Here is a 25,087-nt window from a genome sequence, read left to right on the forward strand (position 1 = left end):
AGAGATGAAGAAAGAGCAGTTACACCTAGAATTCTTTTCAAGAATTACGAAAGTGCAAGACCAAGTTCTAGCCGGTTTCTAACACCTGTTTTATCATATATAGAACTGAGATGAGCTTTTATAGTGCGAAGACTAACATACATTGTATCTGCCACTTCCTGATTTGACATTCCTTTCGCAACAAAGAGTGCCACTTCCTGTTCTCTTTTACTCAGTCGATTAAGTAATTTGTCCCTTGATTTTTCTTTTCCTGTTTTTTCTCCATGCCCAACAACATCAATCAGTTTGGAGATAATGTCCGGAGGTAACCAGATTTGACCATCATTAACATTATCAATAACCTGCTTGAGATTGACTTGACGCATCTGGCGGTTACCATATCCCCGTATACCGAGTTGTAAAAGGGTAAAGGCCTCTGCAAACGTTGGAAGTGAAGTAAGGACAACTACTGAAAATTCTATATTTTTTTCTTTTGGCAACTCCGTATATTTCAAATCAACAATCGTAACGTCACTATGTGGGGAACTATCCTTTTTGAATAATTCAATATCATCAACTCTGGTAACATTTGCCGAGCCATACAATCCGATCAATCTCTCTATAAGCTTGTTATCTTTACTACAGCATCGTATTTGCATCATCTCTCGCGTAAAGCGTTATCTTTTGCCCTGAGTATCGGTTTCATAAGATATTGCATAACCGTCTTCTTGCCGGTAATGATATCTACTTGAGCCGTCATACCTATTATGATATGTTTTTTATCATCTTCAGATCCCAGGTAATTGTCCTTACTTTTAATTCGTACGAGATAGAACTCTTCTCCGTTGTCATCAGTAATTGTGTCAGCACTGATGTGCGTCACCTCCCCCTCAAGCCCTCCATAAATTGCAAAATCATAGGCCGTGAATTTTAAAATTGCTTTTTGACCAGGAAATATAAACGCAATATCAGATGGTTTTATTTTGGTTTCAACAATTACGCTCTTATCTAGTGGCACTATCTCAAGAATATCCATTCCAGGTTTCAGTACGCCACCGATAGTATTGATAAGAAGTTGTTTCACTGTTCCATCAACTGGGGACCGAACACTGGTTCTTGTTACTCGATCTTCAATCGCAACCTGCATAAAATTGAGTCTGTCGAGTTCAGCCATAACTGCATTAAGCTCTTCCATTGCATCAGCTCGTCTCGATTCTTCCAGTTCTTTAATCTTCTGTTCTGCCTCAATAATTTGCAAGCCTAATTTTTCGATTTTTTTCTTTGTCCGATCAATCTCCTGATCTTTTTCAAGTGCCTTTTGATCCAACTGCAGAAATTCAAGCTCAGAAATGAGGTTTTTGTCACGCAAAGGCTTGCTGAGTGCTCTTTCCCTGTTAATCATCTTTTTACTAGCGCGAAAAGATGTTAGATCCTGTCGGGCATCTGCTAATTCGATCTTTCGTTGTCGTAGTTGCTGCTCTAACACTGATTTTTGGTTTGCAAACTGCCTGAGTTGTGATTGATATAACCGCTTCTCATTTGCCATAAGATCGGTCATTGTTGAGTCAGTCTCGAATTCGTCCATTGAAGCGGCAAGACCTGATTCAGCTTTGAGCCGAAAAGATTTGGCAAGGAGCTCATTAATTTTACTCGCACTCTCGCTAAAGGAACTACCAATCCCGGTATCATCTATGGTGACAAGGATCGTCCCTTTTTTTACAAACTGGCCTTCAAAAACATGAATTTCTTCTACAATACCGCCCTCAAGGTTTTGCACGACCTGTATTTGACGCGATGGAATTGTACGACCAATTCCTCTTGTCCGCTCATCGAGTTCTGCAAAATATGCCCACGTCACAAAAGCTATCACGACCAGACATATAACATAGAGCAGTCCGTTCAAACGGCTTGCATTGCTGGCAAGCATCGCTCCACTAAGGCTATTCATGAACTCAACATCTTTTTTGCTGTACCTCTGTGACTGTTTGCGAGAAGACTCAGTTTTACTCGTTGTCTCGACAGGAACAGGCTGGTCTTGGTCTGAGGTCACAGTTTTTTGCCTCCGAGTTTTGCAAGTACTTCATCTTTAGGGCCATCCATAACAATAGCACCATCATCAATGACTATTAAACGGTCTACAATTGTTAAAATAGACGGTTTATGGGTTATGATAATTGTGGTCTTCCCCTCTGTCGCCTCTTTAAGATTCTTGATAACCTTCATCTCCGTATTGTGATCCATGGCATTGGTCGGCTCATCAAGGAGTATAATGGGACTCTCCTTTATAAACGCCCGAGCTATGGCAATCGATTGGCGTTGGCCACCGGAAATATTGAACCCTCTCTCCCCCACCTGGAGATCCATCCCTAACGGATGTCTATTAGTTAGCGCACCAACAACACCGAAATTTGATGCTTTTACAATTTCATCGTCAGTCGCGTGAGGTAGAGGTAGAGTTATATTATCGCGCACAGTTCCACTAAAAAGAGTGACCTCCTGAGGGACATAACTAAAACTGTGCCGTAGATCAACCGGGTCGAGTTGCTTAATATCAAGGTTATCAATAAAAACAGCTCCGCTTTCCACTTCATAAAAGCCCATCAGAATCGAGCTTATAGTCGACTTCCCAGAACCGACCTGACCAATGATACCGACCCTCTCCCCAGCCGCTATCTTAAAGTTGATGTTCTTTAGTGCCTTTTTTTCTTCATCGGGATAGGTGAAATCTACTGCACTAAATTCAATATCTCCCTTAAAATCCGGTCGTCTGATAAAGCGCTTCCCGGCAGGCCGTTCTTCTTCTTTGGCCATCAAAGTGTTAAGCGATTGCAAACCAATTTTCATCTGCTGATAATTTGTAAGTAGTGTTGCGGCCTGAGTCCATGGAGCAATAGAGCGTGTCGCAAGAATATTTACAGCGATCAATCCACCCATAGTCAACTCGCCAGCCCTGATAAGGTACACTCCAACAACAATCACCAGAACAGAGCAGGCCTGGGTTAGGAAGGCTGAAAGAGTGGAAAGAGAGCTAAACCTCACCCGTGATCGCAGACTCTTCGATGCAATATCTCCCGTAGATTCCTCCCAGTGCCACTGGACTGTACTACTTGCATTAAATGCTTTTATGGTGACCAGGTTAGATAAAGATTCAACGAGAATACTGTTTCTTTTTCCTATTGATTCATGAGTTGTATCAACAATCTTCTGGATAGAATTTTTCATCGGAACTGTAACGATGAAAAGAACACAGATGACGGTGAGCGGCAGTAAAACGAGGATTGGATGAATCGAGTAGATTACCAGCAGGAAGATGACAGAAAAGGGTAATTCAATAAAAGCGGTAAGCGCAGAGGACGCAAAAAACGAACGAATTCCATCAAGATCTCTTATGTTACTCGCAAATGCCCCAACAGAGCGTGGGCGCTCCACCATTTTTATATTCAGGGCGTGTTGAAATAAAACAGAAGAGAGAATTATATCACTCTTTTTCGCCGCTGTTTCAAGCAGCATCGTTCTGATAAATTTTAATACAATATCGAAAGAGTATACAAGCCCTATACCTATAGCCAACACCCATAGAGTATCTATCGCATTATGGGGTATAACACGGTCATACACATTCATGGTAAAAAGAGGACCGGCTATAACAAAGATATTTATAAAAAGTGACGCTATAACAACACGACCATAAATTCCTTTGAACCGATATAAAGTCCCAAAAAACCAGTTCTCGTGAGAATTGGATGAACTTTGATTGATCAGATTATCCTGCCCACTTTCATCATACTGTCGTTTCAAGAAAAACACATAACCAAGATAATCCTCTTCCAGCTTATCAAGGGAAATGGAACGGGGGGTGTCATCAACCGTAGGAATAATGACCGTTGCAGTCCGTTCTTCAAAAGAAATATGGGTTAAAACACAGGCGTGATCATGTTTTAGAATGAGGATAGCTGGGAGAACCACAGATGGAATAGAATCAATGCTCCGCTGTTGCAAACTTGCATTGAACCCTGCCCGGTTGGCCGCTCTTGAAAAATTTGAGTTAGAGCTTTTTACACTGAAGAGTCTCTGTTTTTCTTCAGTAGGGTCAAACGGAAGTCCTTCAACAAGCGACTCCGCTGAAGCGGGCTTCTTATCAAGCTTGGTTAAGGCCACCAAACAAAGTAGCAGAGGATCTAAGTGTATGTTTTTACTCATGTGAACCTTTATCAATCCTTTAAACAAAGAACCCCCTGAAGTGAGATAAGGTCAGCCTACTCAAGCTCCAGGGGGAATATCAATATATAGGCGAGCTATATAATATTAAACGATAATGGGTCAATTTTGTCAAATATCCTCGCTACGTCCCCTTGAAAATATTTAAGATAAATAAATAGTTAGAAACCGGCCCGTTGGATTTATCTCACAGATATCTCAACCCTGCGATTCATTCTTCGCCCTTCACGACTGTCATTGCTGGCAATAGGATTTTCGATCCCTCTTCCAACAGCATCAATCTGAGACGCATCTACACCTTTTTTAATGAGTAAGTCCTTCACAAGCTTTGCTCTTTTCTCAGATAACTCCAAATTCTCAGCAGTATCATTATCTGATGCAGTATAACCTTCAATCAAAACCGATGACGCAGGATCACCTGCAAGCTGAGCTGCAAATGCGTCGAGTTCATCACTTGCCTGCGCAGTCAACAGCCTGCTGTCAGCTCGAACTTCCAAGGTCAGATGCATTGGAGCAGCCCCACTATTTTTACCTGCACCCAACTGAGAATCTTCAATGGGAGCAGAATAATCGTCTGCTGTTATATATGGCGAAAACTGCCAATTTTCTTCATGGGGATAACCAGTCTTATTACTACTGTCATTATCACAACCGGATATTTTCGCTGCAGCCCCTTCCTTCGTGTTGTCGCATTGATCCTTAGTATCTACGATGGTGTCTTTATCACGGTTACTCTCTATACCGAGATCTTTATACTCATCTTTGGCATATACATCATCACCAATTGGTTCGTCTGGCAGGATAAGCATCTCCCGAATACCGGTATCATGCACTGCAAGTAAAACGCCTGTAGCCTGCATGAGCTGGTACTGCGAAGTTAAGTAGGAGAACTGAGATTGAGTAAGTGACATTTCAGCATCAGTATACTCATTTTCCATATTCAGCAGATCAAGCAAAGTACGTCGTCCCACATAATACTCTTCTTTAAAGGCACCAAGCGTTTTAGCACTGAGGGTAACGTGCTCACTGAGATACTCTTTTTTATGCTGTTCCGCCTCCATGATATTCCATGCGAGTCGAACAGTTTCATTAACATTTCGTCTCTCAATATAGGATCGCTGATATTCCTGCCTCATGGCATAACGATCCCTCTCTTTTGCACCTTTTCTCAGGCCACCGTCAAAGAAGGTATAGCCTAAAGTCAAATAGGCCCCACTCTGGTTAGTCTCACCTTCTTCTCCACCTGTATCCTCTCGGTATTCCCCTCTTAGTTCAAGATCTAGAGTCGGATAATAGGCTGATTTAGACCGTTTATAAGAGTATTTAGTTTTCTCAATATTGTACTGTGCTACTTTGAGTGCTGGATGCTTGTCAAAGGCAATCTGAACCGTTTCAGGCAGTGTCCCTGGAACATGAAATGAAGGGTCAGGTAATACAAATTGAGAAGGCTCAAGAACACGACCAAACTGGCGATGAAAAGATACAAGAGCCTGATTCAGGTCCTGTTGTCTGGATATAAAATTACCCTTGGAAAGGACTAAACGCGACTCTGAGTTATATAATTCGGAAACCCGGTTAAAGCCTGCCTCTGTCTTTTCCCTCACCTGACGCATTATTCTTTCCTGGGTCAAGGCGTTCTTTTCAGCAATACCAAGCAAATTACGAGCTTTTATAACATTAATATAGGACTCTGCGACATTGAGATACACCGAGTTTGCAACATTAAGTACTTCATATGCGGCAGCATGAATACGAGCATCAGTTTCATCAACAAAGGCACTCGTACCTCCACCTTTATACAAGTTTTGTCGAGCATAAAGAGCTGCTCTGTTTGCAATCAGGTTTTTTTCTTCGAAGTCTGTGGAGACACCATCGGTTCTTTCTGGCCCAGTGGAGAGTTCACCACCAATAGTGGGATAGTACTCACTCGTTGCTATTGATCGCTCTGCCACGACGCTTTCATACTGCTTTAGAGCTTCAAGTATAGAAGGATCGGTCTGGGTAATATCCGTTAATACCTGCTGCAAGGTTACTGGTTCGGCGCTAGTTTGAGCTTCTGCATATAATGCAGCTGGTGCGAGACAAATTGAGACAAAAGCAACGGAGATCGCTCTTTTTATCGCCCCCGAACAAAGAAAAAATGACATTATGTACTATTCCCTTTTAAGGTTATATTAAAACAAGATACGCTACGAAACATACCACACTGTTATTTACGCATATGCGGAAAAGACTCTTCGCTAATCCGGAAGCACACTTTCGTCTACGCGGAAATTTTATCACGAAAAACATAGATGTCAACCAAACCCAGGTAAAGATACTGTAAATATAATGAGATAGGGACCGACTACCTATGAAACCGCCCCAATACAATTACAATATCCGTACCAGCTCCACAAGTAAATTTCGTCCATATATAAATTACTGATATACTGTTGTCAACAGCTATTACCTGACCTACTATTGCCTCAACGATTCACTATCTAATAGCGCCATGCCAGCACCTCCAAAAGATATTTTAAGGCAAGGGACTGTATATCTCTATCTACAATGATTATCTTAAATCCTAATTTTGGTAAGAACGATATTTACGATAAAAAATCATTACACTTGAGGTAATAATGAAATTTCTACACACTATGGTAAGAGTAAAAAACTTAGATGAATCTATTGATTTCTTTACAAATATCCTTGGCCTGGTTGAAACAAGAAGGAAGGATTATGAAGAAGCTCGGTTCACTCTTGTGTATCTTGCAACTAACCCCGGAGAGCCGGAGGTTGAACTCACCTACAATTGGGATCAGGAAGAGGCTTACACAGATGGACGAAACTTTGGTCACCTGGCCTTTAGTGTAGAGAACATTTATGATTATTGCCAAAATCTTATGGACAAGGGAGTAACTATTCTCCGCCCACCACGTGATGGGCATATGGCATTTATTCGAACTCCAGACCAGATTTCAATCGAGTTTCTCCAGGAAGGAGAAAAGCTTCCCGTACAAGAGCCTTGGGCCTCTATGGAAAACACCGGAACCTGGTAAACTGCCAACATAAAAAAAGGTAGCGTGACCTTACGCTACCTCTGAACTATTCATGTATTTATTATGCTCTACGACATGGGACTAACGCCTCACCTTCGTCATTGCTCCTTTGACAGAGATCGCATAGGGTTTATGATCTCGTAAAAAGCGCGGTAGACTATTTTGAGCCAATCGAGCCTGAGCAATGGTTGCATATTCGCCATAAAAGACAAAGATTGTGTCAGAAGTAGACAATTTCTTAAAAATATAGAAATTACCAGCCTCCTGCCTGTACCTGTCCTCTCGCAACATTTTCTTCAGATTTTTCTCTGCTGTCTCTGAAGTAAGAACCATAAGCTGAACGGTGAACTTGTCATTTTTTTGGCCGTTATACCAAGGAGTTCCAGCCATTAACCTTTTTTTATACAACTGTTCCACAGTAAAATGAGCATTACTGGCGATAACCTCTCTTACCTCATTTCTGTTTTTTTCTTTCTGAATCTCTTCTTTGATCGTGACCTGTGTAGTCTTCGGCAGTCTTCCAGGACGTTTTTTGGATGAAACATCACGAAGCAGAGTAACAACCTCTATCTCTTCAACAGGCAGAGGAGTATTCTTAACAACCTCTTCCACCACTTCAGCCTCAACGACGATTTTATTCTTGGCCCTCTCTGTAACAACCGGAACATTCTCTTTCACAGGTGCAGAGAACTTCGTCTGCTCTTCAACATCAATTTCAACCTCAGGGATTTCTGCATCCGGGGTCGTCGTAGTCGCTATCACAGTCTCTTTGGCGGCTCCAGAAGCACTTAAATCAACTTCTTTTACGGGTGCAGCATTAGGAACCTTGATAGTATGTGAGCCATCCTTTTCACTCTCTTTAGCAGATTCAATTTTGATGACCACAGGTTGTTCAACAACCTGAACTTCTGTGACTGTTGACTCCTGAACAACCTCTGCCTTCTTGCCAAAAGACAAAAAAACAAGACTCAGCACAACGACACCTATAGCTGCTCCCGCATATGGAATATATGATCTATACTGCTCACCATACTCCTTTACAAGTTGCATAAAGCCAACATTGCGACTTTGTTCTCCAGATTTTTCTTTCACATTTTCAAGAAGAACCATAAAAGAAGTATCATCACCATCTTTGTGCAATGCTTCTTCGGCGAGGATATTCGTCATCCGAAAGTTCCCACCACTCACCTCAAAAATATTTCGAATCACCTCGGAAGTATAGATAGCGCCACCATCCACACCAGAAATTTTTGAGCTACAGTGATATAGATAGTCTTCAGTCTCCTCCTCCGAAAGAGGAGCGAGAGCAATGTGATATTCTTCGTTATTTTGAAAATCACACATCGAAAGTTGCTGACTGTTCTCCATGAATGTTTTTCTACCTGCAAACAGAACATGAATGAGACCACCAGCACTGGAGATCCTATCAAGCATCTTACGAATTCGCTCAAGAGTAGCCAGGTAGATATTTTCAGCCTCATCAAAGATAAGAAGTACAGGAACGCTCTTTGTAAGCAGTGATTCAGATATTTCACCAAGCAGGACATCCACACTTCGCCCTTCTCCACTCAGCTGTGGTTCGAGACCTAGTGCGAGAGCGACAATACGAACAACATCCTCAAAAGAGTCTACAGTCCTTGGGAAAAAAACTGTGGTAAACATGTTCTGCTGATCCTGATCAAGCTTATGGCAGATCATGGTTTTTCCACTACCCTCATCCCCTGATAAAACCAGTAACCTCACACCATCTGCAATTGCCTGGCGAATAGTGTGAAGCACATGTTCTGCATTTGAAGATGCGTAGTAATTGTCTAAAACGATCTCTTCCTGAAACGGCGATTTCACTGAAGCGTCTGTATGTAAAGAAGTCTCTGTCATTATACAAATTATGATTATTAAATTTTACCTTGGATATTCAACCAACCCCGGTTAGCAGGATAAGTAAGTCAAAGGCCTCGCGAGATTCGCTATCTGGTACCTGTTCCAACTATGTTTTCATAATGACGTCCAGCCTCCCTGTTTTTCATACAGATCTTCTGGAGTAGAACACTTAAAACATTTTTTTGAGTGCAACTTAAGTATCTTCTTAATGATAGCCTAATGATACTATACTCGCCTTATAAAGAAAAATACTATTCTTATACCACCTGAGAGTAGTGTAAATGAAAAATAACCTTTTTATTTCAATTAATTCTGATCACTTTTTTTCTCTTACGCAGAATGGTACACTAGTCAAAGACTTTTTAAAGCCTTACGTAAGAGCAACCTACCATCAAAACGTCGATTAGTGTTCGCTCAATCGGGTAATAAAAAGCAACGAACAAACACAAGCGCAATCAGTACTTACACGTACCTATCCCGTTTACCGGGATTAGATAATATTTTGCCATTATGTGACAATGCCGGTTTTTCAATTAACAGAAGACATTCAATTTCCACCTACCCATCTTGCAGAAGATTCAGGCCTGCTTGCAGTGGGTGGGGATTTAAGCCCTGCGAGACTTTTACTTGCGTATAAGAATGGAATATTCCCCTGGTTCTCTGCAGGTGACCCGCTACTATGGTGGTTCACCTCCCCAAGACTTGTTATTTTTCCGGATGAATTCCACATACCAAAACGGGTTTTGCGATACCATAGAAAGAGTAACCTGACCATCACAAGGGATACAGCCTTCGAGGAGGTTATTCACCAATGTGCTGTTATTCGCACCGAATCAGGAGAAGAGACCTGGATTGTTGATACAATGACAGAGGCATATAGCAAACTCCACTCCCTTGGATTTGCCCACTCTGTCGAATGCTGGCAAGATGACATTTTAGTAGGTGGCCTATATGGCATTGCTCTTGGTAAGGTGTTTTTTGGCGAATCAATGTTTTCCAGGATTCGATCCGGGTCACAATTTGCGCTTATTGCCCTTGTCGAATTCCTCAAAAAAGAGAACTTTCAAATGATTGATTGCCAGATGACAACGAATCATTTATTACGATTTGGAGCAAGGGAGATAGATGGTAGTGAGTTTCAGTCACTGCTAAAATTAAATATCGGCGATATTTCACCGCAAGACAATTGGTATAGTGATGAAAAAAACACAAAACAAAACCTGCGACCTCTGCGGCAAGAAGAAAAAACTTAATGCTGTGAATAGTGCCCAACTCTGCTCTTCATGCAGCAGTGTTGTTGAAATCATAGCTAAAGACCCAAATGAATTACAACATCTTGCTGATCTAAGCAACGTCTCGACTCTCAGAGAAAGTGATCAAGTCGCAGTACAGGAACTACCCGATGTACTCGATGGTGTTCGGTATCGCACCACAGACCGGGAACGTAACACCTGGTATGTATCGGTGAGTGAGTTAGAAGGTGATCCTGTTGAGATATTTGCCTCCACAGCTTTTGACCGTGATCAACACCTGCAGTCAAGAATTTCAAATCTTACCACAATCACCAGACTCATCTCCCTCATCCTTCGCCATATCTTCATGCATGAATCCATCACATTGGACAAGACCTTAATCCAGCTACAAAAAAGCTCTCGCCAACCTAATGATCTTCCGGAGATGTTGGGACGGATTCTTGCCAAATATTCCAAGAATTTCAATGGATTTGATAAAGAACAACAACTATAAGATAGACGACAGCAGGAAGGGCTGAACCGATACTGCTAAAGAAAACACCCAGATGGTTAGGCTCCAGCCACAAGGAGGTCATCCCGTAAAGAATGTTACCGATGTGTGTTTATATCTTACAGCTAACGTAATAGTCACGGGACGTATCAAAAAAAATTGCCAGACATTATGTGAACTAGACAGATATTACAGACTAACAATCAAGATCAAATTCATAGGGTATATGGGTCTTATCAAAGTGTCGTAACACTTTTTGCAATACATACAGATTAGGTACTTTAAAGGTTAACTCCCATGCGGGATTTACAGAAGAATAACTGGTCAACAGTTCAAGATTTTGGAGCTGCATTCTCTCCGGTGCAAACCGTATAGCCTGCATCATCTCTTTACGACTAGCTTTAAGAATATGTAATATTTGCCGTTTTCGAACATTCGTTCTTCTCGTTCTCCAGAACACATTAACAGCATCTTCCCGTTGAAACCTGATCTTCTTAAAACGCTCGCACCGCTTATCATGAACTGACAATCCCTTAATTGTTAGAAGAGCACAATTACCCTTTTCTGTAGGATTTGGTTTACAACATGAAGACAATTTTACAGAAACAGGATCAAGGGTTGTAAGCTCAATATTGTTAAATGCTCCAGTCGGTGTGACCAGTGGCGAAACGCCTCCAAGCAGGAGATTTACAATATTCCCCATAACCTCTTTAAGACGTGCCCTTCCCTCTCCAATACTGACATGCAACTGATCCAGACTCTTAACAGAATGCTTGTTAAAAACAAGAGTAGCTTTCTCATTTGCAAGAAGGTCAAAAGGAATACCATATCGTAGCATCTCTTGTCTCAACATCGATGCGCCAATCTCCTGGGTAACACTCCTTCTTCTTAACCTAAATGTCTTGGCGAGTTCACCTCGAGCACGAGCTGTTCTGCACTTTGCAAGAATACTCTGCTCAAAGCGAACCGGTTCCTCGGAACGTATAATCCTCACCATTGCACCATCAGTTAGTACATGGGACGCCGGCACCCGCTTATTGCGAATCATTGCTCCAAGACAGGTCAATCCAATCTGTGTATGCACCCTGAAAGCAAAATCAAGAACAGTCGATTTCACAGGCAAACAGACAAGATCTCCAGCAGGAGTGTAGGTGTACATTTCCTTGATACTGCTAGCCGCAATAACATCCCTATAGGAGATGGAATCTTCAGAGCCGATAACATCAAACATCTCTTGAATTTCACGGAAAAACTTCGCCTGGCCCGTCACTTTTGAGGTCCATCCACGGAATAACCCCTTCTGGGCCTTTCGCTCCATCTCCTGGGTGCGAATTTTAAAGAGGAATTTTTTACCTTCGATAATGGCCCGGGCGTGTAATCCCTGATAGCCAGTGGGCTTAGGATTGGCTATAAAATCCCTAATAGTCCTGGGGATTGGCTTATAGGTTTGATTTACAATTCCAAGTGCACGATAACAGGCGGAGGCATCATCGACCACGACAAGTATTTCAAGTGGTGTATCGATCCGCTTTACTAAAATCCGGCTGCTTACATCATAATAAGCCCATAGTTTCTTTGTCCGGATATTTATTCTACAACCGAAATCATGTTCTTGGGCTGTTTTCTCAAGCCCCTCAACTATTTCCAGCCCCAGGGGAGACCTGCGTAACTGTCTAATATGACCATTAATTCGTGCACCCTGCTTAGGATATTTATACAATAAGGCGAGATTATACATCTCCCTCTTCATATTAAACAAACCGAAAAAGGTTGCCAGAGGAGCATAGATGTCTATGGTTTCATCAGCAATACGCTGACGCTTTGCCTTGGGCATGGCCTGAAGCGTACGCAGGTTATGTAAACGATCTGCAAGCTTAACGAGCATTACTTCTGGCCGCAGGGCTGCTCCAGTAAATATTTTCCGGTGGGTATGACGACTGTTTGCCTGCTTATCTCCGGAGACATGGGTTACCTTGGTGCATCCTTCCACGATAGCACGAACATAGGAGCCAAAATCACGCTCAACAATTTCTGGAGTAACCTCTTCAACATCCTCAACCGTGTCATGGAGTAATGCAGCAGACAATATTTCGGGATGAGTAATATCCATCTCCTCAGCGAGGATCTTAGCCACCGTGCAAGGATGGAGAATATATGCATCACCAGATCTACGCCACTGATCATCGTGGGCATCCACCGCAAAATCCAATGCTGACCAAAAGATATCAACATTATCCTTATCACCAATCAGTTCTTGCATTTGATTGCGGTACAGTTCAAGATCAAAAGGAATGTGACGCATACTAACCTAAAGTTAAAAAGAAACTAATATGGCAGAGCTACCGTCCCCAATCATCACCCTGGGGGGAATAAACCTGTCGTGAACAAGCGAATTTTGAATATATTACTCAGTCCATAAAAGGACAACACAGGTTGAACAACAACCTATGCGTTAACTCTCTTTATTTGCAGAACAATAACATTACCCTTACTCTGAAAAAATACAAAAATCAGCTTAACAAAATTCTCCCTTGGGAGAAAACAAAATTTATAAAATGTCAAAAAAAAGAAATCCAAACAAAAAGTTCTCATCGTTTCACTCTAAAAAAAGAACGAAAGCAACACCCCAACAACTGCATGCAGAAAGTGCAGAGCATGTATTGGTGCGAATCTTATATCATAGTCACAGCACCCTCACCATGCCCGAATTTTTCACAAAAAAGGCCATAAAAAAATTTGATAAAAAAGTAACAAAAGCCGCCATAGAAAAACTTGTCAGAAATGGTGTTGTGAAAAAAACAGGAAAAAACAGCTACGCTATCCACCCATCTGCCCCCCTATACAAAGGAACAATCTCTCAAAATCCCAAAGGATTTGGTTTTGTTATCCCCCATGGAGTTTCTCCAAAAACACCAAAACTCGATAATGACTTATTTATCCCCCCATCAAAAATGGCTGGCTGCATTCATGGCGACACTGTGCTTGTGGTTGGTTCTTTTGCCAAAAAAGGAAAACGCTCAGAGGGCGCGATAGTCGACATCCTTGAAAAAAGAATAAATCAGCTTTGCGGGGTTGTCTCCGTAAGTGGGCATGAGATTTTTGTTCACCCCGATGACTCACGCTTTCCTTTCAAGGTGAGTCTAAAAGAAAGACAGGATCTACCGTTAAAAAACGGTGATGCAGTCATTGCAGAGTACAAACGACCAACGAAACCTACGAAAACACTGTCGGGTAAACTGATAAAGATACTCGGTGATTCCAGTGAAATTGATACTCAGATGGAAATGGTCATCAGTAGCCATGACCTCCCCCATACCTTCAGCGACGAACTACTCCAAGAAATGGACAAGCTTAAGGACACCTTTCCACTGGGTAGTGAGCGGCTCGACCTTCGTAAAATACAACATGTGACTATAGACGGGGCCACCGCAAAGGATTTTGATGATGCCGTCTGTGTCGAAAAAAACAAATCCGGCTTTCGCCTTTATGTCTCGATAGCTGATGTCAGCCATTATGTTACCCCGGGATCTACCGTAGATACTGAGGCCTATGAACGTGGAACATCCATCTACTTCCCCGGTCGGGTGATCCCAATGTTACCGGAAAGGCTGTCAAATGATCTCTGCAGTCTTGTTCCCGGCCAGGACCGATATACGGTGTCCGCAATCCTTGATTTTGATCGAGCTGGAAAGCTTATTAAAAAAAGTTTTCATCGCTCACTCATCCACAGTCATAAACGCTTTACCTATTCAACTGTACACCAGATCTTAGTTGAAGAAGATCCAGTGATAAGAAAAGAGCATAAGCCGTTTCTCCTGCATTTAAAGTGGGCCGGAGAACTTGCAAATGTCCTGCGTGAGCAACGTACACAACGCGGGTCCATAGATTTCAATCTGATAGAACCGTTTTTTAACCTTGATACAGAAAGTCGAATCACTTCAATTTCCAAGGCAGAACGGAACTTTGCCCATCAGATTATTGAAGAGTTTATGCTTGCCGCCAACGAGGCCGTCGCCGGTTTTTTCCTGGAAAAAGATATAGAAGCACTGTATCGCACCCATGAGCGGCCGGACGAGTCAAAACTTGAAGAATTTTTATCATTTGTGAAAACCCTGGGGGTTCCTCTGCAACCCTTTACCAATGATGCCAGTTGGTTTGCAAATACCCTCGGTAACTTTAAAAACACAAAATACGAATATATAGTTAACAACTTACTCTTAAGAAGCCTCAAGCAGGCACAGTACACGGCCACAAATAGTGGCCATTTTGGCCTTGCAGCCTCTGCCTATACCCACTTCACCTCACCCATCAGGCGATACCCCGATCTTATTGTTCATCGTCTTCTTCTCTTTTTATGCGGTGCACATCCAAAAGAGATACTGAATAAAAACAAAACAGAGTCATACAAAGAGGCGGGAGCCTTTCTTTCCAGCCGTGAGCGAGTCGCTGTTACTGCAGAAAGAGATATGAATGACAGGCTGACAATCGCTTTTATGAAAGATAAGCTAGGAGAGCATTTTTCTGCGATTATCTCGGGAGTAACTGAAAACAGTATTTATATAGTATTAGATGAACTTTGTATCAGCGGTGCTGTTCCTGTTGAGCTATTGACAGACGACTACTACATCCTTGATAAAAAGAACTACCGACTCTTTGGAGAAATCTCTGCCACAACATATCAAATAGGTGATTCTGTGCAGGTTTGTCTTGTAAATGTTGACCAGATTAAGAAGAGGCTCACATTTAAGATGGCCCCTGAGGAATAGGCAAAGCTTTCAATTTAACTTGACTTTTGTCCATAACCTACATTATTAAAACAGCATCATTCGTGAGTAATGCTTACGTTATGTTGCTGTTTTATGTCATGGATACAACATAATCCCCACTGCAAAACAGCATGTAACATAAACACTTATCCTTTCGTGGTTATATGGCCAAGCAGTCCTCCCCACTCGACTCCATTTCTATTGTGCTGGTGCGCCCAAGAGTTGCAGAAAACATTGGAGCAGCGGCCCGTGTTGCCTTTAACATGGGAATCAATCAGCTTATTCTTGTGAGTGACACCATGCCACCGCGAGCCCCAATGGCCAAAATGGCAACCCACAAGGCTGCCCACTTAATTGATAACCTGCCAATTTTTGCAAATGTTGAAAGCGCTCTTGCCGATTTCTCAATCGTTGTCGGGACCACAGCCCGTCGAGGCCGTCATCGTTTTGTTCAACAAACTGCACGGGAAATGGTTGATAAGCTCCTGCCGCAAATAACGAACAATAAGATTGCCATTTTATTTGGTCCCGAAGATGCGGGACTCACCAATGATGATCTTAAATTCTGCCATATGACCTCAGCTATCCCCACTGCTGATTTTGCCTCACTTAATTTAGCTCAAGCCGTGGCCATTCATTGTTACGAGCTCCATTACGCTATTGTCCACCAGCAAAAAGACCTCGCGCCCGCCCCTGAACTTGCCTCTACATTTGAGCTTGAGAGTATGTACAGCCACATGGAAGAAGTTCTCACGCGTATTAATTTTATGGATGAAATAAGCCATAACCACTGGATGAGCAATATCAGACACTTGCTTGGTCGACTGCGCCTTACAGCAAAGGATGCAAATATCATCAGAGGTGTTTGTAAAAAATTTAATTTATACCAGCACAACAGCAACTTAAATAGTGGTGATCCATGAAAACAGGTGAGATTCAAACAAGCATCACCCTGCCCTCCAATAAGTTTTACCCGCCACACATTGACGATTCACAATCTCTCTGGCGCACAACTCTGTTAAACGAAAAATTCCCATCCCCTGAAAATAGAAAAAAAGTTATCATCATAGAAGCTCAGGCCGGACAGGGGAAAACAACCATTGTTTCGCAATATTTGCGAACACACGACCTTACATATACCTGGTACCAGATTGGTCCTGAGGACTCGGATCCGGTACTTCTGATCTCTTCGCTCATTGTCAACTTAGAAAACAACCTCCCGGCTTTTAACTGTGATAAGCTTAAAAACATCCTTAGCGAAGGAAGTATCGGTCCCCTCGATCTATCAAAATGCGTTGATCATCTCTATAAGGAGTTAAACCGCTCCCTTAAAGACGATATCTACCTTGTCTTTGACGATATGCACCGTATTGAGTTCACGAACTTAAGTAACGGCCTGTTTGAATACCTGATAGACTCGGCTCCGCCACTGGTTCATTTTGTCCTTATAACCCGGCACCCACTGGAAATTAAGGGAAAAACCGTTCGTAACGGAAACCAGATTGCCTATATCAATACCAGCGATCTTGCATTAACTAATTACGAGATCGAAAATCTATACAACGATGTACTAGGGAAGCATATCAGTGACCAGGATTCCCAAAAAATACTAAGCCTTACCAATGGCTGGATTATGGGGATAATACTGGCGAGTCATCCAATCTCCGGTCGATCCAACTTTTGGCAGGACCGAGATCCTGCCAAAGTTGCCGGACCTGACACTGGTCATATGCTCGATTATTTTCAAGATGAGATTTTTGATCTGGTCCCGGAAAACCTCCATAACGCTTTTTTAATCCTCAGCTTTTTACACGAGATTCCAGCTGATCTAGCAACAACACTTACGGGAGTAGAGGGCCTTGAGCTTATCCTCTCAGCTTTTACACACGACAATTATTTTATCTACCGCCTCGATGATGAGTATCAGCTGTTTCGATTCCATCATTTTTTCCAGGAATTTCTGCAACAACGTGCCAGGCTGACGCTATCTCCTGCAGAAATCCAGAATATTTACCAGTCAGAAGCAAAATATTACCTTGACAAACAACAGATAGACAAGGCCCTCACCTCCTATAAATATGGCGGCGACTTTGAAGCAATGGCGCGTATCCTCCGGGATAAGGGGATGGATCTAATAACGAAAAATAAAACGCTCACCATCTTAAGCTTACTCCAGGGTATAGAACATACGACCTTATTTAAATACAGATGGCTTGTTCTCTACTCAGGACTACTCAGGGTAGACTATGCCCCCCAAACGACTCTTCCTTTTTGGGATGAGGCTCGTAAACAATTTAAACAAGCCGGAGAAGAAGAGGGAGAACTCATTGCACTCTCCCAAACCATCTATTTCCACTTTGTGATTTCAGGTAAGTACAGAGAAGGAACCGACTTACTTCCAAGAACAGAGCAATTATTTGAGAACACGAAAGAATCACTACCCCCTTCAGTTATTATCATGGCCGCTCGAAACATTGCATCAGGGTTCTGTTTCTTTAATGGGGATATGGTCAAGGCAAGGCAATATATTGAGGTTGCTGCAACCTTGGCGACACGACATAAACTCAAAAAATTCATCGCCTCCACAAAGTTTATCCAAGGCTATATTGAGCTACTGAGTGGAAATAGAGCCAAGTTCCTGCGGGAGGCAGAATTCTGTTTTTCTCTATTTAACAATCCTTTAGTTGGTGAATCCAACCGACTGACCATGCGGATTATTAACCTTTGCTACCTGTCAATGAGTGGGGATCATAAGAATTTTAATGCCCAGCAACTAGCCCTGCAACAAACTGTCGCAAAACCTGTCGTAGAACAAACGGTCGCTGCCCCATACCTCTATGTCTGGGGAAGCAGCGCCTACTTCTCCATGGGACAGCCACGAAAAGCCCTCGAACTTCTGGAAAAAGGGCTCGACGTAACCTTTACCGCAGCAACGGACCATATGCACAGCCAGCTTCTTCAATGGCAGGCTTTTGGCCTGGCACTCACTGGGCATAATAATGAGGCATTGCATGCAATTAAAGAAGCCACTCAAAAAAGAGACCGGGCTGGTGGACCATTTTATATCGCCTTTAATTACATTATAGCTGGCTCAATATATATTCGATTAAATGATCACGACAAGGCGATGACTCACCTTGAAAAAGGTCTTGCCATTGCCCAGTCAATCCCATCCACCTACCTTACCATCTGTGGTCTCATTACCAGGAGTTATGCAAAACTCATTGGCATAAACCCGGAATCTGCCCTTGAAGACCTGGAAGCAGGTTTATCCCTTATGAAAATAAACGGTTACAACCACTTCTGGGGCTGGGAACCGGTGATGATGACAAAGCTTCTCAGCCTTGCCGTCCAAAGAGATATAGAAAAATATTTTTCCATAACCTTAGCTCAAAGGCGTCTACAACACAATTTTTCAGAGGATGGGACTCCAATCCCCCTGTTGCAATTTACTCTGCTTAACAGCTTTGAAATCAAAATTAGAGATAAGGTCTTATTCCAGGCCAAAGACCTCACTCCATTCCAAAGAGAATTACTGGGTCTGCTCATCACCTCTAAGGGACAGCGTATACCACAGGAAAAAATCCAGCTCACCCTATGGCCTGACAGTTCGCCTGAAAATGCCAGAAAAAGTTTTGACACTTTGCTTACCAGACTACGAAAACTCCTGGCCCCGCAGCTTCCTCATCCTGTAAAACATTACCTCTATATCCAAAAAGGGATACTCTGTCTGACCAACTATCATATTGATGCTTTGGATTTTATTGAAGCAGCCCGTGTAGGTCTGTCCCACTGTAAAAATAGTGATTGGTGGCAGGCTCAGAACTCTTTACGTACGGCCCTCTCCCTATGGCAGGGCGGGATGCCTGAAGATATATTTCAAAGCGATCAGGCCCTCGAATTTAATGATGAAGTCAGTCATCTACTGATCAGTATAGCCACAACATGGGCTGAAAACCTTGATAACACTGCATTTACAAATGAGGTCATCCAGTTCCTCGAAAGAGTACTCCTCACTAATCCGCTTGAAGAGGAACTCACGTCACTGTTGTATCAATTCCACCTCAAGCAAAACAGTCCTCTAAAGGCGCGTGAAACCCTGCAGCGGTACAAACAAGCACTCCTAAAGGCAGAGTACACGGAAGATGAAGTTTTAGAATTTATTGGTGCCATCACCAGACAGGCCAAGACACAAACTAACCAATACCACAGCTGAAACTCTAATTTCGATTCTGAAACTACCCATACTACTGCATGGTAAAGAGAAAGGTGGAGAGCAACAACACCTCATATAATCTCTTAATATGATTTGATTTTTTACAAAGAGAAGAAAAATTGTTTATGGTTCATTTTTTGCAAATTGAAATGATAAGTAAACAACCTCGGTGAACAAAAAAACAAGCCGAGATAAGTGCCTTCACCTCATTCATTTTAATAAAACAAAAAATGAATTCATAAGGTACTAACCACGATAAACGGGATAAGTACCTTGGAAGTCATATTAAATTCACAATGTTAAAAGGTTCTCCAGTTTTCTTGTTTTTTTATGACAGCTTTTCTGTAGTAAGGTACTAAACTGTATTGGAGTACGTTATGATATCAGCATATAATTCAGCATTATCTGCATTACAAACTTTTGGAACACGACTCAACTCAAACTCCAATAATATTGCTAATGCCAATACCAATGAGTTCAAAAGAACCAGGGTAGTCAATGAGACAACAGAGCCTGCGGGTGTAAAAGCACAGGTACAAAAGGTAGATACGCCTGGTGCTCTTGTTTACGAAGAGACAACCGACGGATACGATCAGGTAGAACTCTCCAATGTGGACCTTGGCAGCGAAATTCCAGACATGAATCTCAATAACACATTATATAAGGCAAATCTCAAAACCATCGAAACAGTAAATGAAATGGCAGGGGAATTATTGAAACTAAAGGCTTAATTTTTTTTATTTTTCAGGGTCCCGATAATACACTCCAAGATTCCAATTTCATTCATTAACCCCCTGTAGCGGACACCTTTCGCACAGGGGGTTATTTTTTTTACAATAGGTTGTGGCAGTTTTGACAATCAGGGCATGGTATTCGTTAAACAGTTCTACATCTTCTGGTAGTTTAGACAGAAACAGATCCTGCATTGATTCATAATCAGTCTCTTCATCGACAAGAGAATGACGACTAAACACCCGGTGCGTATACGCATCAACCACAAAAGCTGGGTGATTGCATGCATAGAGTACAATTGCATCAGCAGTCTCAGGACCAACTCCTTTTACCGACAGAAGGTTTTCACGACACGCCCCATGACTATCCTCTAAAAAAAGATCTAAATCACCGTCATAGATCTCCTCAATCATATCCAGGAGATTTCTAAGGCGCTTAGATTTTAAATTATAATAGCCAGCAGGACGTATATAGCCCGCAACCTCATCTACAGATAAGAGTTTTAGAGAAGCATAATCCAGCAAACCCGCTTCCCGTAGATTATCAATTGCCTTTGAGACATTTGACCAGTTGGTATTCTGGGTGAGAACCGCACCGACGATAATTTCAAACGGGCTATCTGCGGGCCACCAATCCTGAGGCCCGAAATGGTCAAAAAGAAGCTGATAGACTTCAGTATACTGATTTTTCATATATGGAGTACAGACATTAATCTTCTTGACCCCGGACATCCTTATCACCGAAGCATATCCCAATTTCTCTGGCAGTCATAATCTTGTCACTGTTCAGATCAACTTTTTTACGCATCTTGATAGCTTCGGCTATGGGTACTGAATCCATGGTAGAATCATTAAGAGCTACCATATGATCAAAGACTTTGTTTTCCACAAGACGTACAGCAGCCGCGCCAAATCGCAATGCAAGCAGTCGATCAAACGTTGTAGGAGAGCCGCCTCTTTGAAGATGACCAAGCACAAGAGACCGGGTATCTTTATCAGTTTTGGCACGGATCTCAGCGGCTACCCACTCCCCTACTCCACCAAGCACCACTTCATCCCTTCCGAGTTCCCCTTTACCCTTATTAAAACGCTGACCATCTTTTGTCACCGCACCCTCTGCAACAACTACAATGGCATAATCCTTATCACGGAGTTCATTGTCTGAAATTTTTGCACAGACCTCATCCATGTCAAATGGAATTTCAGGTATCAGAATGACATCCGCCCCACCGGATATGCCCGAATAAAGAGCGATCCAACCGGAGTCACGTCCCATTACTTCTACAACCATTACCCTGTTATGCGATTTAGCCGTGGAATGTAATTTATCCAGAGCCTCAGTTGCAGTTGCAACGGCGGTATCAAAACCGAAGGTTCGATTGGTTTTTTCAAGGTCATTATCTATGGTCTTCGGCACCCCAATAACCGGCATCCCTTTTTCGGCAAATCTATGGGCAATATCAAGACTTCCATCGCCACCGATTGCAATATGACAGTCAAAACCCATTCGATTAAAATTGCTCAATATTTTGTCTGAGATATCTATAATCTGAACCTCACCTGCCAAATTTTCAACCGGTCTTGAAAAGGGGTTGCCTTTGTTCGTTGAGCCAAGAATAGTGCCCCCAGTTGCATAAATCCCCTCAACATCTCTTGGGAACAAACGGATCATATCATCAATATCTAAAAATCCTGCATAACCATTCCGGCTGCCATACACCTCCCAGCCCTTTCGTGCACAGGCATGAACCACTGCATAAATCACAGCATTGAGTCCAGGCGCATCCCCGCCTCCGGTTGAGATAACTATTTTTTTCATTTCTTACCCTTTATGATTTATTGACCAGACCTTCACTCATAAAAGCCCTAATATTTTTATCAAACATATCTTATATGTTTTTATGCTAATCTTCATAAAAACATGCAAACGAGATCTCACTGTATCCTAAGACTAATAATATAGATAAAAAACAATTCCACCCTTATTAAATCTATATTATGAATAAATTAACATAATCGAGCCACTTGCGAAAATGTCTTTGCGCCCAATATTTTCGTTTTGTTCAAAATTTTATCCTCGGAATATTTACTATATGCCTGCGGTAAAATTTTTCACAGGCCTTAGTCTTGGACGGAAATCCTATTTTTGCAAAAGGTTCAATCGATATTTTCATATGATTTCACAGTCTCTTTTTACACATTCCGACTAAAATGAGATCATAAATTAAGAAAAAACTTGCATAGATCAAAAGAACTACTATCGTGATTGACCAGATGATTGACTATTCGGCATCTCATCTTATGGTTAGTACAAATAGTTATGCTCTTCGACATTAAGCAGATGCTGGTCTAGAGGGGTTGTTTAGTAAGAAAAATACAAGGAGGCGTTTCATGTCAGATTTTACTGTAACAGATCTTGCTGTTACTAAACTTAAAGAATATATGCAGGCGAATAATATCGACTCTGCTCTACGTATTGCCTTAATGCAGGGCGGCTGAGCTGGTCCCTCTTTGGGTTTGGCTCTGGATGAGCCAAAAGATAGCGATAAAATATTCGATAACGATGACCTTAAATTCTTGGTTGAAGACAGTTTAATGACCACCACAGGTGGAATTACTGTTGATTATGTTGACGCTGGACCACGTTCAGGATTCGGCATCACCTCTGTTAACCCGATGAGTTCTGGCGGTGGTTGTAGTTCTGGATCTTGCGGGGACGGTGGATGCGGTTGATTCAACACATTACGACCTAGTTGTTTGATATTGTAACAAATATCAGAAAAACGAACCATTTCACAATGGTTCGTTTTTTTTTGCTCTTCGCGTCGTGTCAAATTATTGACACGACGTGAAGGCGCCTTATAATCTTCACTGAAATAGAAAAAGCATACTTCTTGGGGAAGTAATAAAGTTTTCACTATAAAGGGGAGATAATCATGCAATTTGACAAATTTACGATAAAGGCGCAGGAAGCAATTCAAGGCGCACAGCAACTCGCACAAACTAAGGGGCACCCTGAAATACAAGTAGCCCACCTTGCATCGTCGCTCATGACCCAACCTGAGGGTATCGTCGCACCTGTCATACTAAAGACCGGCCTCGATGCCTCTGTCATTCTAATGGAAGTCAATCAAGCTCTTACTGAATCGCCTAAGGTTTCAGGAGCTGGAGCAGGACAGGTTTATGCATCCAAGGAACTGAACTCAACTCTAAATCAAGCTCTATCCATAGCAAGTGATATGGGGGATGATTATGTAAGCGGTGAGCATCTTTTCCTCGCACTTCTAAGAGATACAAAATCGACATTAAACAAAAGATTTGCAACACGTGGGCTCAATGAGAAAAACTTTCTCCAGGCCCTTTCTACACTTAGAGGGAGTCACAGAGTGACAGATCAATATCCGGAAGAAAAGTACCAGGCCCTTGAAAAATACGGCAAAAACCTGACGCTACTTGCAAAACAGGAAAAGATTGACCCTGTAATTGGCCGCGACGAAGAAATTCGACGTATTATGCAGGTACTCTCCAGAAGAACTAAAAACAATCCAATCCTTATTGGAGAGCCAGGAGTCGGAAAAACAGCAATCGCAGAAGGGCTCGCCCAACGGATTGTCAACGGTGATATTCCTGCGACCCTTGCAAATAAGCAGGTAATTACCCTCGATCTTGGTGCCCTTGTGGCGGGTGCAAAGTATCGTGGAGAATTTGAAGATCGTCTTAAAGCTGTACTTAAAGAGGTTGAAGAAAAGGCTGGCGAGATCATCCTCTTCATAGATGAGATCCACACACTTGTGGGTGCTGGTGCGGCTGAAGGCTCAATGGATGCTTCAAATATGCTAAAACCAGCTCTAGCCCGAGGTGAGTTGCACTGCGTTGGAGCAACAACCTTAGATGAATATCGTAAATACATTGAAAAGGACAGCGCTCTCGAGCGTCGCTTCCAGCCAGTACTTGTACAGGAACCTTCAGAAGAAGACACGATCGCAATTCTTCGTGGTATCAAGGAAAAGTATGAAATACATCATGGAGTCCGGATACAGGACAACGCTACGGTGGCAGCAGTCACCCTTTCGAGCAGATACATAACCGATCGATTTCTGCCGGACAAGGCAATCGACCTCATTGATGAGGCTGCCTCGCAGTTACGTATTGAGATCGACTCAATGCCAGTTGAAATTGACGAGCTTGAACGCCAGAAAATCAAACTTGAGATAGAAAAAGAAGCTCTTAAAAAAGAAAAGGACAAGGTTTCACTGGGGCGTCTTGAGGAAATAACTCGAAAGCTCGGTGACCTCAATGATTCCCTTACGTCCCTGAAGGCGCAATGGACACTTGAAAGCGACACGATCCAAAGTATCAGAAAAATAAAAGAGGAAATCGACGAATGCCACGCAGAAGAACAGCGAGCAGAACGTTCTGGAAATCTGAGCCTTGTGGCTGAATTGCGGTATGGCAAAAGAGTAGAGCTTGAAAAAAGACTGGAGGAGGCAAACAGTAACCTCCAGGAAGTTC

Annotated in this window: 17 protein-coding genes (1 of these 17 only partly in view); 9 read left to right on the forward strand and 8 right to left on the reverse strand. The window is 42.4% G+C overall.

The window, feature by feature from the left end; genetic code table 11:
* Positions 1–44: 44 nt before the first annotated feature.
* The 4 genes from ACX6CI_RS13535 to ACX6CI_RS13550 form a co-directional block, all read right to left on the reverse strand.
* A complete protein-coding gene (locus ACX6CI_RS13535; RefSeq protein ID WP_458774175.1) occupies positions 45–641 on the reverse strand; it encodes a response regulator transcription factor in 597 nt (198 codons plus the stop codon).
* Positions 638–2,029, reverse strand: coding sequence for an HlyD family type I secretion periplasmic adaptor subunit (locus ACX6CI_RS13540; protein WP_458774176.1), 1,392 nt, complete (start codon positions 2,027–2,029; stop codon positions 638–640). The genes ACX6CI_RS13535 and ACX6CI_RS13540 overlap by 4 nt, the downstream gene beginning before the upstream one ends.
* On the reverse strand, positions 2,026–4,179 hold the full coding sequence (locus tag ACX6CI_RS13545) for a type I secretion system permease/ATPase (RefSeq protein WP_458774177.1): 2,154 nt from the start codon (positions 4,177–4,179) through the stop codon (positions 2,026–2,028). Before ACX6CI_RS13545 ends, ACX6CI_RS13540 begins: the two co-directional genes overlap by 4 nt.
* Positions 4,180–4,379: 200 nt before the next feature.
* Positions 4,380–6,344 (reverse strand): TolC family protein, encoded by a 1,965-nt coding sequence (locus tag ACX6CI_RS13550; RefSeq protein WP_458774178.1) that lies wholly within the window; start codon positions 6,342–6,344, stop codon positions 4,380–4,382.
* 474 nt (positions 6,345–6,818) lie between these two features.
* Between ACX6CI_RS13550 and ACX6CI_RS13555 the strand changes: the two genes are divergently transcribed.
* A complete protein-coding gene (locus tag ACX6CI_RS13555; protein WP_458774179.1) occupies positions 6,819–7,238 on the forward strand; it encodes a VOC family protein in 420 nt (139 codons plus the stop codon).
* 81 nt (positions 7,239–7,319) lie between these two features.
* On the opposite strand, the gene ACX6CI_RS13560 is transcribed toward ACX6CI_RS13555, so the two are convergent.
* Entirely contained in the window at positions 7,320–9,083 is a 1,764-nt protein-coding gene (locus ACX6CI_RS13560) for an AAA family ATPase (protein ID WP_458774180.1), read from the reverse strand.
* Between the two features lie 554 nt (positions 9,084–9,637).
* On the opposite strand from ACX6CI_RS13560, the gene aat reads away from it, so the two are divergent.
* Together aat and ACX6CI_RS13570 are read left to right on the forward strand one after the other, a co-directional pair.
* A complete protein-coding gene (aat, locus tag ACX6CI_RS13565) occupies positions 9,638–10,372 on the forward strand; it encodes a leucyl/phenylalanyl-tRNA--protein transferase (RefSeq protein ID WP_458774181.1) in 735 nt (244 codons plus the stop codon).
* Complete coding sequence (locus tag ACX6CI_RS13570) at positions 10,317–10,865, forward strand: TSCPD domain-containing protein (protein ID WP_458774182.1); 549 nt, start codon at positions 10,317–10,319, stop codon at positions 10,863–10,865. The genes aat and ACX6CI_RS13570 overlap by 56 nt, the downstream gene beginning before the upstream one ends.
* Positions 10,866–11,058: 193 nt before the next feature.
* Here the strand turns inward: ACX6CI_RS13570 and ACX6CI_RS13575 are convergent, their stop codons facing one another.
* Positions 11,059–13,164 carry an HD domain-containing protein gene (locus tag ACX6CI_RS13575; protein WP_458774183.1) on the reverse strand — a complete coding sequence of 702 codons (2,106 nt, stop codon included), beginning with the start codon at positions 13,162–13,164 and terminating at the stop codon, positions 11,059–11,061.
* 253 nt (positions 13,165–13,417) lie between these two features.
* Here ACX6CI_RS13575 and rnr point away from each other — a divergent pair, with 253 nt between their 5' ends.
* The 4 genes from rnr (at position 13,418) to ACX6CI_RS13595 (ending at position 20,575) form a co-directional block, all read left to right on the forward strand.
* A complete protein-coding gene (gene rnr / locus ACX6CI_RS13580; protein WP_458774184.1) occupies positions 13,418–15,628 on the forward strand; it encodes a ribonuclease R in 2,211 nt (736 codons plus the stop codon).
* A 164-nt stretch (positions 15,629–15,792) separates the two neighbouring features.
* Positions 15,793–16,551, forward strand: a complete 759-nt coding sequence (locus ACX6CI_RS13585) for an RNA methyltransferase (RefSeq protein WP_458774185.1) — start codon at positions 15,793–15,795, stop codon at positions 16,549–16,551.
* Positions 16,548–19,844: a BTAD domain-containing putative transcriptional regulator gene (locus ACX6CI_RS13590; RefSeq protein WP_458774186.1), complete on the forward strand. Its 3,297-nt coding sequence runs from the start codon at positions 16,548–16,550 to the stop codon at positions 19,842–19,844. The genes ACX6CI_RS13585 and ACX6CI_RS13590 overlap by 4 nt, the downstream gene beginning before the upstream one ends.
* Before the next feature lie 377 nt (positions 19,845–20,221).
* Complete coding sequence (locus ACX6CI_RS13595; RefSeq protein ID WP_458774188.1) at positions 20,222–20,575, forward strand: flagellar basal body rod C-terminal domain-containing protein; 354 nt, start codon at positions 20,222–20,224, stop codon at positions 20,573–20,575.
* 48 nt (positions 20,576–20,623) lie between these two features.
* Here the strand turns inward: ACX6CI_RS13595 and ACX6CI_RS13600 are convergent, their stop codons facing one another.
* Together ACX6CI_RS13600 and ACX6CI_RS13605 are read right to left on the reverse strand one after the other, a co-directional pair.
* On the reverse strand, positions 20,624–21,307 hold the full coding sequence (locus ACX6CI_RS13600; protein WP_458774189.1) for an endonuclease III domain-containing protein: 684 nt from the start codon (positions 21,305–21,307) through the stop codon (positions 20,624–20,626).
* Positions 21,285–22,394 (reverse strand): 6-phosphofructokinase, encoded by a 1,110-nt coding sequence (locus ACX6CI_RS13605; protein WP_458774190.1) that lies wholly within the window; start codon positions 22,392–22,394, stop codon positions 21,285–21,287. The genes ACX6CI_RS13600 and ACX6CI_RS13605 overlap by 23 nt, the downstream gene beginning before the upstream one ends.
* A gap of 572 nt (positions 22,395–22,966) precedes the next feature.
* On the opposite strand from ACX6CI_RS13605, the gene ACX6CI_RS13610 reads away from it, so the two are divergent.
* Both ACX6CI_RS13610 and clpB read left to right on the forward strand, forming a co-directional pair.
* Entirely contained in the window at positions 22,967–23,308 is a 342-nt protein-coding gene (locus ACX6CI_RS13610) for an IscA/HesB family protein (RefSeq protein ID WP_458774191.1), read from the forward strand.
* Positions 23,309–23,511: 203 nt separating this feature from the next.
* On the forward strand, positions 23,512–25,087 hold the 5' portion of the coding sequence (clpB, locus tag ACX6CI_RS13615) for an ATP-dependent chaperone ClpB (RefSeq protein WP_458774192.1). It continues 1,028 nt past the right edge of the window; the window shows 1,576 of its 2,604 coding nt (coding positions 1–1,576); it begins with the start codon at positions 23,512–23,514; the stop codon falls past the right edge of the window.

The organism is Desulforhopalus glucosivorans (genome assembly GCF_054397165.1).

Bases quoted from the DNA above. Each gene is read 5' to 3' on its own strand.
- ACX6CI_RS13585 (WP_458774185.1), top strand. From the start codon at position 15,793: ATGGCCAAGCAGTCCTCCCCACTCGACTCCATTTCTATTGTGCTGGTG.
- ACX6CI_RS13570 (WP_458774182.1), top strand. From the start codon at position 10,317: ATGAAAAAAACACAAAACAAAACCTGCGACCTCTGCGGCAAGAAGAAA.
- ACX6CI_RS13605 (WP_458774190.1), bottom strand. From the start codon at position 22,394: ATGAAAAAAATAGTTATCTCAACCGGAGGCGGGGATGCGCCTGGACTC.
- ACX6CI_RS13550 (WP_458774178.1), bottom strand. From the start codon at position 6,344: ATGTCATTTTTTCTTTGTTCGGGGGCGATAAAAAGAGCGATCTCCGTT.
- ACX6CI_RS13595 (WP_458774188.1), top strand. From the start codon at position 20,222: ATGATATCAGCATATAATTCAGCATTATCTGCATTACAAACTTTTGGA.
- ACX6CI_RS13555 (WP_458774179.1), top strand. From the start codon at position 6,819: ATGAAATTTCTACACACTATGGTAAGAGTAAAAAACTTAGATGAATCT.
- ACX6CI_RS13600 (WP_458774189.1), bottom strand. From the start codon at position 21,307: ATGTCCGGGGTCAAGAAGATTAATGTCTGTACTCCATATATGAAAAAT.
- ACX6CI_RS13535 (WP_458774175.1), bottom strand. From the start codon at position 641: ATGATGCAAATACGATGCTGTAGTAAAGATAACAAGCTTATAGAGAGA.
- ACX6CI_RS13575 (WP_458774183.1), bottom strand. From the start codon at position 13,164: ATGCGTCACATTCCTTTTGATCTTGAACTGTACCGCAATCAAATGCAA.
- aat (WP_458774181.1), top strand. From the start codon at position 9,638: ATGCCGGTTTTTCAATTAACAGAAGACATTCAATTTCCACCTACCCAT.
- ACX6CI_RS13590 (WP_458774186.1), top strand. From the start codon at position 16,548: ATGAAAACAGGTGAGATTCAAACAAGCATCACCCTGCCCTCCAATAAG.
- rnr (WP_458774184.1), top strand. From the start codon at position 13,418: ATGTCAAAAAAAAGAAATCCAAACAAAAAGTTCTCATCGTTTCACTCT.
- ACX6CI_RS13545 (WP_458774177.1), bottom strand. From the start codon at position 4,179: ATGAGTAAAAACATACACTTAGATCCTCTGCTACTTTGTTTGGTGGCC.